Here is a 12122-nt window from a genome sequence, read left to right as displayed (position 1 = left end):
TAATACAATAAATTAGGCACTATAGCTTCAAAATGCATTCATACATCTAAAAAAAGATAGTAAAGTCATTAGAAAATACTAACTTAAGAACTAATTTATATCCAAACACTCTTATTTTTAAATCTAATATTTTATGAAAAATCTATTGAGAATAGCATCACTAGTTGTTTTAGTTGCTTCAGCAAATTCTTCACAAGCACAAGTAAGCCTTAAAAAGTTATGGGAAAGCGATACAACAAGTCTTCTTACACCAGAATCAATCTTGTTTGAGCCTAAATCTAAAACAGTGTTTGTTTCTTGTATCAATGGTGGGCCAGCCGCTACTAACTCAAACAGTTATATTGCCAAAGTAGATTTGAATGGAAAGGTTACGCAACAGAAATTTACTGAAAACTTGCAATCGACTAAAGGCTTGGGCTTTTTAGATGGTAAACTGTATGTAACTGAAATTTTTAAATTGGTAGAAATCGATGCTAAGTCTGGAAAAGTATTAAACAAATACGACGTGCCAGATGCGAAGTTCTTGAACGATATAGGCGTAGATACGAAAAACAAAATCGTTTATTTTACGGATATGCGTTCGGACAGACTTTGGAAATTAGACAAAGGGCAGATTGTAAAAGTAGTAGAAGGAGCACCATTGAAAAGTCCAAATGGATTATTCTTTGAAAATGGTAAGTTGATTGCTGGCAATGGTGATGGTAAAATATTGGCTTATGATTTACAGTCACAACAATTTTCAACCATTGCTGAAGGAATGGGCGGTATCGATGGTATTTTAACAGATGGCAAAAAAGGATATTTTGCTTCTGAATGGAGAGGAAAAGTTTGGCATATCAACACAGAAGGAAAAACACAATTATTACTTGACTTTGTTGATGCAAAAGTAAACACGGCTGATTTTGAGTATATTCCAAGCAAAAAACTATTAATCATCCCCACTTTCTTGAAAAATAAGATAATGGCTTATGGGGTAGAATAGCTTGAAAGCTGTGAGCTATGAGCAATCAGCAATAAATTATAAGCTGTTTTTGGGATAAAGTAAAATTCTCAGCATTAAAGCTTTAAAATATCAAGCATTATTTTAGTAAGATTAAATACAAAATAGAGAGAATGCTCATTGCTCAAAGCTTACGACTTAAAACTTTAGAACATTAACAATCATTACGTTAAATACAAAATAGAGAGAATGCTTACAGCTTAAAGCTCATGGCCTTCTCTCCGATTCAATAAATTAAAATTATGGCAAAGTATAATCTATTAATAAACGGCAAAAAGTATAATGTAGATGCTGATGCCGACACACCCCTTTTGTGGGTTATTCGCGATTATGTAGGGTTGAAAGGCACTAAGTTTGGTTGTGGGATGGCACTTTGCGGAGCCTGCACTGTCCACTTAGACGGTCAGCCTATTCGTTCTTGTTCGACGCCTGTTTCAACAGTGAAGGCGACCAACAAAATAACGACTATCGAAGGCATTTCAGCAAATACTGATAGTGCCGTTCAGAAAGCATGGATTGAAGAACAAGTGCCACAATGTGGTTACTGTCAGTCAGGACAAATCATGTCGGCTGTGGCGTTATTAAAAGAAAAAAGTAATCCCACAGATTCCGAAATAGATGATGCGATGTCTGGAAACATTTGTCGTTGTGGTACTTATCCACGTATCCGTAAGGCCATCCATCGAGCAGCAGCATTGATGCACGAGGGAACGAACTCTACTGGTAAGTAATCTTTAAACCACACGAACATGACACAGAATAACTCACGCAGAGACTTCATAAAAGCCAGTACGATATTGGCAATAGGCTTTTCTTTTTCTTCCCTCGGAAAAGCAGAAAGCCTTCACAAAATTGATACTACTACCGCTGCATTAGGAATAGAATTGGATCCATACATTTTAATTAATGATGATGGTAAGATTATTCTTTTCAATGCCCGCCCAGATATGGGACAAGGCACTTACCAGTCGCTTCCATTATTGATTGCCGAAGAACTAGAAGTAACCTTAGATCAAGTAGAAATCCGTAATACTGACGGACAAGGAAAATATGGCGCTCAACTTTCGGGCGGGTCGTCTTCGGTTCGTACACGTTGGCTACCAATGCGTAAAGCAGGTGCTGCGGTAAAAGAAATGTTGATTACGGCTGCCAGCAAAAAATGGCAAGTACCTACTACAGAATGCTATGCCCAAGCAGGCAAGGTTTTTCATAAACCTTCAGGAAAATCTTATACGTATGGTGAACTAGTAGAGGAAGCCTCTAAATTAGAAGTGCCTAAAAATCCAAAACTAAAAAGTCCTAATGATTTTAAGTTATTGGGCAAATCAGTACCTCGTCCAGAGATTCCTTCAAAAGTAAATGGAACCGCTATTTTTGGTATCGATTCAGATATTCCAGGGATGTTGTTTGCTAGCATCGAACGCTCACCCACTATTCATGGAAAAGTAGTGAATTTTGATGGTTCGGCAGCTATGAAGGTAAAAGGCGTAAAGCACGTACTGAAATCAGAACGTAAGATGCCACACAAAGCCGTAGAAACGGTAGCCGTTATAGCTGATACCTATTGGGGAGCATTGAAAGGACGAAGAGCATTGAAAATCACTTGGGATGCTCAGGGTTCTGATAAAATTTCAACGGATGCATACTTTGAAAACTTGCGTACTTTAGCCAAAACCGAAGGACAAGAGTATAAAAAAGAAAAAGTAGGCGACTTTAACAAAGGTTTTGAAGGAGCCAATAAAAAGATAGAAGCTCAGTACGAAACTCCATTTTTGGCTCATGCTCCGCTAGAACCTGAAAATGCTACGGTATGGGTACAAGGTGATAAAGTAGAAGTTTGGGCGCCTATTCAAGGGCCAGATGGATTGATTCCGCAACTAGCTCAATACTTGAATATCAAGCCTGAAAATGTAAAAGTGAATGTGCCTTTTATGGGCGGTGCTTTTGGCAGAAAAGCCTATTTTGATTACGTAATGGAAGCGGCTAATTTGTCAAAACAAATCAAAGCTCCCGTAAAAGTAATTTGGACACGCGAAGACGATACTACACAAGGGCCATTTCGTCCCGGTATGCTTTCGGCGATGCAAGGTGGCTTAGATGATAAAGGTAATGTTGTGGCAGTGAATCATAAAATTGTAGGTAGCTCTATTCAGCACCAAGTATTTGGCAATCCATTGAAAAATGCGCCAGATGATTGGGCGATTGAAACGGCCAATACCGAAGATAGTCCTTATGATTTTACCAATAGAAAAGCATCTTTCCATTTAGCAGAAACTGATATTCCTATTCTTTGGTGGCGTTCGGTATATTCTTCAACGACTGCTTTCGGACAAGAATCCTTTATTGATGAGTTAGCTCATGCTGCTAATACTGACCCATTGGCTTTCCGTTTAGATATGTTGGCGGATGCTTCAAGATTCACTAGAGTATTGCAAACTTTAGCTAAGAAAACTAATTATCACCAGAAACTTCCAGAAAACCAAGCGATAGGCATTGCCATTGCTCGTTCGTTCGGAACAATAGTAGCCCATGCGGTTACGGTTTCTAAAAATGGTAAAGGGGTAAAAATAGACAAAGTAGTTTCGGTAATCGACTGTGGTATGACGGTAAACCCTGATAATATAAAAGCCCAAACTGACGGGAATATCGTGATGGGATTGACTGCGGCTATCAAAAACGGCATTACCTTCAAAGATGGCATGGCTGAACAAAGCAATTTCCATCAATATAATGTTTTGAGGTTCAGCGAAATGCCTAAAACTGAAGTTCATATTATTGATAACGAAGAAGCCCCAGGTGGTGTGGGTGAGCCAGGCCTACCGCCTTTCGCTCCTGCCCTTTGCAATGCTATCTATAATTTAACAGGCAAAAGAATCCGTACATTGCCTTTTGATATTGATAATATTGGGTAAGTAATTGTTAAATAAAAAAATCGAGTATGCTAAGGGTAATATCATTAGCATACTCGATTTTTTTATTTTGAAAAATTTAATTATCGTTTAAATATTTGATGTTTCCTTCTGAACAGCAAGAACAAAATCAATAGAAATATTATTGTAATCTGCTATTTCTTCAATTGAAAGTTTACCATATTTTAGGGCTTTTTTAATGGCTTCCTTTTTATCAGCCAAACGAATTTCTTCAATTTTTTTATTTTCATTTTTTACTGCTAAGGCATTTGCAGAAATAGCCATTTCATAGGCAAGTTTCTGTTCTGCTGTCATAGCCCGCAAATCTACTTCATGAATGGCTTTTTTAAGCCATTCTTCATCCCAAAAAGTAGGAAATTGAGAGGTATCTGTAACAGTATGTAAATTTTTCATTGTATAAATCAGTTTATCCAAATCTGTTTGTATGTCAAATAGTTGCTTTGTGAATTTACTCAGCTCTAATGTTATAAACGTCATTTGATTATCAATAATTTCATTTTTATGATTTCTTAGTACTGCTATATTATGATAATCTTTAATTAAAGGGAAAATATTTTTTGCTAAAATACCGATACAATATATCTTAGACAGGTTCTCAAATTTATATGCTCCTTTTTTTACCATCGTATTAAAACGATGTAAAGCATAAAATTTCATTCGCTGAATAAATTCAGGATATTCACTCAATTGCATCTCTACAATAAAATGATTTCCATTTTCATCAACACAAGCTATATCATAAATGCCACTTCTGCTGTCAACTGTGATAGCTGATATTTCATTTTTGAAAAATTTAATTTCTCTTATTGATAGATTAGAGCTGATTAAGGCTTGTAATGCCTTCTTTAAAAAAGTAGTATCCGTTTCATTGCCAAATGTTACTTTGAAGCCATAGTCGGACAAAATCGAAATAAATCTTTCATTATCATTATAGATATCCATATATCAATTTTTATTAGTGTAGAATAGAGTAATCTTAAGAAACGCTTACATAAAAATAAAAATTTATAATGAATTTTTAAAAATATGCTGTAGAAATTTATGAATATACAAAACATAATAATCTTAGATTTAAGCAATAAGTAATGGTATCCTTGGAACAAGTAATGAGTTAGGGTAAATAAGTCTTTTTGCCTTTATCTAAGTTTTTGATAAAAATCTTCTTCAAGCCATAAAAACCTGACAACCCAATACTTGAAAACTAAATACGGCATCGCTATGAACCAGTAAATAGCAATGTATCAAAGGGAAATAGCAAGCTACAAAAGCAAGGAAAAATGTATTTAAGCCCATTATGATGGCATTTGTTAAATGGAATAAGAAGCCAATTGTGATAAAACAAATAAATATGTGTTGATTACAAAATATACAGATAAAAAATAGTGCTTCCCAGCCAAAAACAACCCAAGACAACAATTGTGATATTCTAATGTTTTTAGATAACAACGTATATACATTCTCATTGCCATAAATATCATTCCCCATGATGCCAACTAATGCTTCACCATTCCTCCACACTTTGGCAGTGAGTTTTGCATATCCTGAAATAAAATAGCTAAAGAGTAACTGTAGTGCAATAAACGTAAATGCTATATGCCTTGTGATAACTGTATTGTGGAGGTAGATAAAAAACAAACAAGTAGCAATGAGGAATATTACTTGGTCAGAGCCATCCATCCCATAAGCACTTCTTGCTGAAAAAATCAGCAAACATATTGACATCATGAAATAGCATAAAATCAATAGTAGCTCGATGTCAGTAACGATAGAAGTTATTGAAGCAATAAGAAAAACGATGGTTACTGTTTTTATTCCTTTCTCAGCGCATAGTTGATTGAATATAGGTATTTTTATAAAGATAGGATGCCTTAATTGCAACACCTCCCAGCTTAATAAATCATGCGTTGGCTTTTTATATAATAGTTTTTCAAGGGCATAAACAATACTACAGACCCCACAGATTAATCTAGTTAAGCTAAGTATTTCTAGTTGGATGCTCATCTTTTATTAAATGTAATTTTGATAACAATAATAATTCTGATTTTTCGAGCTTGTTGATAGAACAGCTCGTCATCAAAGCAAACTGTATGAACCGACATTTATCATTGCTGTTGGCTTGGGTAACGTAGTTGAGTATTGTTAAATATGCAATGGAACCAACTATTACATTTTCTTCGTCTCTGTTTGTAGTGGCTACATTAGCCAATTCAATAGTGATGTCTAAAAATGATTTTCGGGTTTTTCTCCCTGGATTCCAGACAGCATCCAACAAGCTTCTAGCAGGTAACATTTGTATTTCACGCCAAGCAGAGCTTTCGCCATTGCTTAAAAGCTCTCGACATAAAATATGGTAATTATTCTTGATAGGCGTCGGACAAAAAAAACGCCAATCAGGAATAATACCAAAGGGGTCTTTGAGTCTTAGCTTATAATTACCCGTTAATGGAAAATGAAAAATAACAGTTAATACAAGCCAAGACGCAAAGAATATGAGGATGATATATTCATAAATATCCATCAAACAACTACTTTAATATTTATGAACTAGAAAGTTTCTACGAATTTTTAATATTTCAGAGGCCGCCGCCGACACTGAGATTTGCTTTAAAACAGCATCAGGCAGGTGGACATCGTAAGGGTCAAAAGCATAATTTGGTATTACAAAATCTTCATTTCTATGGGGGCAACATATCCCCGTGGCCAAACTCACCGCTGCGGCAATGGCAATTAAAGCCGTTGCATATCCACGTGGATTAGTACCAATATTTAACTCAAACTGGTTGAGTGGCAATTGCTTAAGAATATCTGCTTCGGCTTTCGTTAAATTAGGCTCATGCAATACGATAAAACATTGAAGCTCCTCTTTTAAATTTTCTTTGCTATAATGCTGTATTAATTTAAAGCCTTCTTCTAAAATTCCTCCGCCATTATAGGGGAAGGATGCTCCTACTACTTTGATTTTTTCAGGTATAAAAAAGCCTTCTAGCAATGTTTTTCCTCCGTATCTGACAGAGGCAAGCAAGTTTTGCTTTTTTTGTAGGAGTACTGCTTCTTCTAGTGCTATTTCTTTGATATCACTAAATTGTTTGATAAATTTTTCAACAATGGTCTGTTCAGTGCCAACACCTGATTTTAGGTATTTATATATTTCATCTAAAAGTGGTTCTCTTTTTTTAGCCATAAATAATGTTGCCGTTCCCTGTTGGGTTAACAATATTTTGCTCTTTTTAATATCAGGTTTGTAGTTCAAAATCTCTATACTAGAAGATTTCAATGCTCTTGATTCTGTTTCAATTGTAGCCAATCTCAATAATTCTAAGGTTTCCATGTTTGTATGTTTTAATTGTTTTAATTGTTTTAAGATGCATAAATCTATAACATGGCGTTTTTCTAGCGTTTTATAAAGACACTATACGTCATGAGAATTCATAAGCTCAATTAAAATAAAAGGAGTTTGTTTTTGAACAATTAGCTCAAACTCTTTGTGGACGTGGCTTATTTAAAGAAGTGGTCGTTGAAACTTTATAGGAGATATCATACATATTCATATATGTATATAGTCATTCCCATTTAACTGCGGATGTCTATTTTTTTGTAGTAGTGAATTGGCATTACAAACATAAGGTAATAATGTAATAACCAACAAGGAATCAGACAGAAAGTAGGGTGATTTTTATTAAGCGGTAGTTTTGCTACAATTTGGAGCTTAATAACGTAATTAATTTAGGTAGGTTACGTAGCGGTAACCTTTACGGTTACCGTCTGATTGATATAATAAACGGTAACCGCAAGGGTTACCGCTATATGGAATGTCTTAAATAATAATGGTATTAAAATTCAATTGTTTTTAATATCCAAATAATTATTAAGTCTTTGCCAGATTCTAATGTACTAAACCTGCTTCGGTATTTTCACTCACCTCTACTTCTTGCTTAATCGTTCTTTTGCCTACTAAATATACAATATTAGCAATTGATGCCGAACCTGCCATAGCGGCTACCATCGGTAAGGTAGAGGGTTCATCGAACATACTAATTATTACCGAAATTAAAGAGCCCATTCCCATTTGTATTGCTCCCATCAAGGCTGAAGCTGTTCCTGCATTTTTTGAAAAGGGTGCTAATGAAAGGGCTGCCATGTTCGGATTGGCAAAGCCAATACAAGAAAGAAATAGGAAAAGCATAAAAATAGTAATGCCTAGATTGAGCCAGTCGTTATAAGAAGCCACTAAGAAAATAAAACCTATTAATACTTGTGCTCTGAGGGCTACTGGAATGATTTGCTCGCTCTTGAACCTACGAAGTACTATGTTATTTAATTGACTAGCACCAATGAACCCAATAGACAAAAAGGCAAATATCCAACCATAAACTTGCTCGTTTACTTTGAAAACGCTCATAAATATCAACGGCGACCCTGATACATAAGCAAATAAGCCTGCAAAAGAGATAGCTCCTGTTAAAGCATATGTATAAAATTGTGGTTCTATAATTACAGAGATAAAATCACGGATGATAGGTTCAGGCTTTAATGAATGCGAAGGATCTGGCTTAAAACTATTAGGTAACCAAAGTATTACTGCTAATAAAAGTACTGCCCCAATGACGCTTAAAATAATAAAAACGGCCTGCCAACCAAAATTAGCGGTAACGATACCCCCTACAGTAGGTGCTACCATTGGCGATACACCCAACACCAACATCAATAACGAAAACACTTTGGCACTATCTTGCACAGGGAAAAGGTCGCGTACCATCGCTACAGAAGCTACTGTAGCCACACATGCACCGATAGCTTCGATGAATCTGAGTACAATTAGACTATCAATATTTTTAACCCATATACAAGCTATCGAAGCCAATATATATAGCGAGAGACCAAAGTATAATGGTTTTTTTCTACCAAAATGGTCTAGCAAAGGGCCATAAAGCAATTGCCCTGCTGAAATACCAATAAAGAATCCAGATAAAGTAAGAGATACTTTGGCTGCCGTAGTGTTCAAGTCTTTTGCAATGGCAGGGAAACCCGGTAAATACATGTCAATAGAAAAAGGCGCTAAGGCCGTTAGGCTACCAAGTATCAGAATAAGGGAATAGTAAGTTCTTTTCGTCATTTTATATTCATTGAGTGATTTAGTGAATGAGTGATGTGTGATTAACATTTTTCACATTCAATAAATTTCACATTAGTATTATGGCTTTCAATGTTAATTTATTACTTAAATAATCACAGAGCCTTGAATTAAGTTTCAAAATTACTAAGAAGATTTGGATTGCTCTGTGTTTAGATAGTTTAATGTATTATTAACAGTTAGTGATTGAGTGAGTTGTGAGTTAGTGATTTAGTGAGTCTTGAGTTGTGAATGGTGAGTTTTGAGTTGTCATTGCCTAACATAGGTTGTCTTTAACTGGTAACAATCAAAAATGGGATGTTGCAAGACAACACCCCATTTCTTTTAGTATATTAAAGAGTTATGTATAATTAATTTAATACACTGAGCAACAAATGTTAGATAATTACAACTCACTAAATCACCATTCACACAATCACTCAATAAATAACTCACCATTCACAACTCAAGACTCACTAAATCACTAAATCACAACTCACTAAATCACTAAATCACTCAATATTACTCTAAGTACAATTTTTTCAACTTTTTAATATCCTCTTTGTCCAGCTCAATTTCCTTTTCTAAGAACTTATCCATTGAACCATATTGTTTGTCGATAGTAGCAAAGAAAGTATTGATATAAGTTGGATTAGCGGCCAACATTGGTTTCATGGCAGTCATAGCAGCATCGTTTTTTGCCATAGACTGTAACATTTTTTCGCGAGTATCTTTCCAAAAAACATTCGTAGCGGCATAGTCTGCCACAATATATTTTTTATCAACGCCTAATGCAGAAAGTATCAACGCTGCTCCCATACCAGTACGGTCTTTGCCAGCAGTACAGTGAAACATCAATGATTTATCATTAGGCAATACCAACAATTGCTCGAACATTGGCTTATATTTTGCCTTCAAATGGGTAGTAGCGCCATAAAATGAATTCATTAATGAATCACGGTTCATGGTAGCATAGTTAAGATTAGACTGTACCTTTTCGCTTCCAGCAGGTAGGTTAATATAATTTATTCCTATAGGCAAACGGTCAGGGTTAGTTTTTAACTCATCAGGACCACGTAAATCACATACGGTAGCAAGTTGCAGGTTTGACAAAGTAGCCAAATCATTATCTGTTAATTTACTTACATCAGCCGAACGATAGATATGTCCCCATTTCACATGCTTTTTGTTAGCCGCTGGATAGCCCCCTAAATCACGAAAATTGCTTCCGCCTTCTAATTTAACCTGACGTTTCGGGTTAAAAACCACTGAACTATCTTGCGAGAATGACTCTGTTACTACAGTGAATAAGCAAAGTATAAAAAGTATCTTTTTCATGTTTTTCTTAAATAGTACATTAATGTGATGCTACAAGAGAAAACCGTTTTACCACGCATTTTCTCTTGTAAATCTTAGTAAAACAGTTAATTATTTCAATAACCACATAGGCGAATAAATATCGTCTTTACCACCAAATTGCGTTAATGCTTTTGTATAGTTTTCTGGGTTATAAGTTGATTCATCTACTGGATACAACCAACGAAGAGGCACTTTACCTACTGAATTAATACCACTACCAGCAGTAATGAATGTTTTAGGATAACCCGTTCTGCGTTGATTATAGAATGCTTCCCAACCTGAGTTCTGGAAGAATGAAATATACTTTTGATTTAGGATTTGCTCTAAACCATTCGTGTTATTGCCTTTGTAAACGACATTCGGATTAGCTAAAAAACTAGCAATTGATACATTTATATTTCCTAATGTTTTACCCGTTAAGTCTCCAATAGTCAAAGTAGCTCCTTCTGATAATCCATAAAATGCTAACGATGCATTGATACCTTTTGTGTAATAAGTAGCGGCATCACCTGTTGCCCAACCACGGTTGATACCTTCAGCAATGTTGAAATTCATTTCAGAATAACCCATAAGTATATATGGCTCTGGACCAACTACTGAACCATAGTAGCGATTGAAATTTGTAAATGAATATTTACCCGCCGTAGAATTGGTAAATAAATCGGCCACAGCATCAGAAATATCAGAACCAACATAAGCAGAAAAGTCACTTACTGTTTTTCCTTTAGCAAGCTCTGCTGGTGCAGGAGTAGCAACGATGAACGTTCTTGGGTCGGCATTAACAGTAGTCAATTTCAAATATGCCGAACCGATGTTTTGGTAGTTATTATTACCGTCTTTAGGAGTATGCGGATAGGTGTTATACGCTGAATTGAAAGTAAAAACCATGTTATCAGCATTACTTCCCATTACTGGATACTTCGTTGGGTTGTTAACGATGTCTGCAAATTTTTGTTTAATACCCAACTCTGGTGTATCGTCAGCTCTTTTACTTAATGAAATCAATACTCTTAGCTTATACGTATTGACAGCTTTTTGCCATTTTTTGATGTCATTACCCAATAGAATATCTCCTGCTAAAATACTAGCTTGTGTACTATTAGCAATTAAGCTCGTGAAGTCATTATTAGCATCTTCTAATAATTGTAAAGCACTGATATACACATCTTTTTGTGCATCATACTTTGGTGTAAGGTTCTCAAGACCTTGACCTGCTTCGCTCACAGGTACATCACCCAAACGTTGTGTAAGCCAAACAGCTGTATAAGCACGCACAAATTTTGCTACCGCACCATAAGCATTTGTTTTTGTTCCTAACGTTTTCAAAGCTTGTTCTTCCATCTTAATGGCATTTTTCAACATACCATAAGGTGTAGCCGTTACCGACCAATCGTAGGTATTTTTACCACCATAATACAAGTTGTTAGAAACGATAAATTGATTCCAACGGTGAGCTTGGTCGAAAGGTTGTTCAGATACGTTTCCTGGTCTTCCATCTACTACCCCACCACCAGCGTACATATCATAGGTTATTCTACCCAATAAATATTCAGGCGGAATCGTATTACTTTCACTGGCAACGTTTGGGTTTGGTAATAATTGATCATAATCCTGACAACCAGTAGTTGCTACCAAAATTGGTAATATGATTAATAATTTTTTGAAATATCTTTTCATTTTTATTTCTGATTTATATCTAAAAATATTTTTTAAGCATTGTCAG

10 protein-coding genes are annotated in these 12122 nt (G+C 35.4%); 3 read left to right on the top strand and 7 right to left on the bottom strand.

The genetic code is table 11. The annotated features are described in order from the left end of the window. The first annotated feature begins 133 nt into the window (after positions 1-133). The 3 genes from AC07N0_RS14145 (at position 134) to AC07N0_RS14135 (ending at position 3912) form a co-directional block, all read left to right on the top strand. Complete coding sequence (locus AC07N0_RS14145) at positions 134-982, top strand: SMP-30/gluconolactonase/LRE family protein (RefSeq protein WP_494589682.1); 849 nt, start codon at positions 134-136, stop codon at positions 980-982. 260 nt (positions 983-1242) lie between these two features. After that, complete coding sequence (locus tag AC07N0_RS14140; protein WP_494589681.1) at positions 1243-1731, top strand: (2Fe-2S)-binding protein; 489 nt, start codon at positions 1243-1245, stop codon at positions 1729-1731. An 18-nt stretch (positions 1732-1749) separates the two neighbouring features. Continuing rightward, positions 1750-3912 (top strand): xanthine dehydrogenase family protein molybdopterin-binding subunit, encoded by a 2163-nt coding sequence (locus tag AC07N0_RS14135; protein WP_494589680.1) that lies wholly within the window; start codon positions 1750-1752, stop codon positions 3910-3912. An 87-nt stretch (positions 3913-3999) separates the two neighbouring features. Here the strand turns inward: AC07N0_RS14135 and AC07N0_RS14130 are convergent, their stop codons facing one another. The 7 genes from AC07N0_RS14130 to AC07N0_RS14100 all read right to left on the bottom strand — a co-directional run bounded on the left by AC07N0_RS14130 (position 4000) and on the right by AC07N0_RS14100 (position 12076). Beyond that, the gene (locus tag AC07N0_RS14130; protein WP_494589679.1) at positions 4000-4872 is read right to left on the bottom strand and encodes an Rpn family recombination-promoting nuclease/putative transposase; all 873 of its coding nucleotides are present in this window, start codon (positions 4870-4872) and stop codon (positions 4000-4002) included. Positions 4873-5094: 222 nt separating this feature from the next. Then, positions 5095-5931 carry an HTTM domain-containing protein gene (locus AC07N0_RS14125; protein WP_494589678.1) on the bottom strand — a complete coding sequence of 279 codons (837 nt, stop codon included), beginning with the start codon at positions 5929-5931 and terminating at the stop codon, positions 5095-5097. Continuing rightward, complete coding sequence (locus AC07N0_RS14120) at positions 5906-6448, bottom strand: hypothetical protein (protein ID WP_494589677.1); 543 nt, start codon at positions 6446-6448, stop codon at positions 5906-5908. Before AC07N0_RS14120 ends, AC07N0_RS14125 begins: the two co-directional genes overlap by 26 nt. 12 nt (positions 6449-6460) lie before the next feature. After that, complete coding sequence (locus tag AC07N0_RS14115; RefSeq protein WP_494589676.1) at positions 6461-7258, bottom strand: hypothetical protein; 798 nt, start codon at positions 7256-7258, stop codon at positions 6461-6463. A gap of 555 nt (positions 7259-7813) precedes the next feature. After that, entirely contained in the window at positions 7814-9043 is a 1230-nt protein-coding gene (locus tag AC07N0_RS14110) for a multidrug effflux MFS transporter (RefSeq protein ID WP_494589675.1), read from the bottom strand. 519 nt (positions 9044-9562) lie between these two features. Beyond that, positions 9563-10378 carry a tyrosine-protein phosphatase gene (locus tag AC07N0_RS14105; RefSeq protein WP_494589674.1) on the bottom strand — a complete coding sequence of 272 codons (816 nt, stop codon included), beginning with the start codon at positions 10376-10378 and terminating at the stop codon, positions 9563-9565. A 90-nt stretch (positions 10379-10468) separates the two neighbouring features. Continuing rightward, positions 10469-12076, bottom strand: a complete 1608-nt coding sequence (locus AC07N0_RS14100; protein ID WP_494589673.1) for a SusD/RagB family nutrient-binding outer membrane lipoprotein — start codon at positions 12074-12076, stop codon at positions 10469-10471. Positions 12077-12122: the final 46 nt, after the last annotated feature.

The organism is Arcicella sp. GW821-FHT09D11 (assembly GCF_059416265.1).
The sequence above is the reverse complement of the archived record's forward strand: the minus strand, read 5'-3'. Positions and strand labels throughout refer to the sequence as shown.

Coding starts and splice junctions, on each gene's coding strand:
- AC07N0_RS14145 (WP_494589682.1), top strand. CDS start 134: ATGAAAAATCTATTGAGAATAGCATCACTAGTTGTTTTAGTTGCTTCA.
- AC07N0_RS14140 (WP_494589681.1), top strand. CDS start 1,243: ATGGCAAAGTATAATCTATTAATAAACGGCAAAAAGTATAATGTAGAT.
- AC07N0_RS14135 (WP_494589680.1), top strand. CDS start 1,750: ATGACACAGAATAACTCACGCAGAGACTTCATAAAAGCCAGTACGATA.
- AC07N0_RS14130 (WP_494589679.1), bottom strand. CDS start 4,872: ATGGATATCTATAATGATAATGAAAGATTTATTTCGATTTTGTCCGAC.
- AC07N0_RS14125 (WP_494589678.1), bottom strand. CDS start 5,931: ATGAGCATCCAACTAGAAATACTTAGCTTAACTAGATTAATCTGTGGG.
- AC07N0_RS14120 (WP_494589677.1), bottom strand. CDS start 6,448: ATGGATATTTATGAATATATCATCCTCATATTCTTTGCGTCTTGGCTT.
- AC07N0_RS14115 (WP_494589676.1), bottom strand. CDS start 7,258: ATGGAAACCTTAGAATTATTGAGATTGGCTACAATTGAAACAGAATCA.
- AC07N0_RS14110 (WP_494589675.1), bottom strand. CDS start 9,043: ATGACGAAAAGAACTTACTATTCCCTTATTCTGATACTTGGTAGCCTA.
- AC07N0_RS14105 (WP_494589674.1), bottom strand. CDS start 10,378: ATGAAAAAGATACTTTTTATACTTTGCTTATTCACTGTAGTAACAGAG.
- AC07N0_RS14100 (WP_494589673.1), bottom strand. CDS start 12,076: ATGAAAAGATATTTCAAAAAATTATTAATCATATTACCAATTTTGGTA.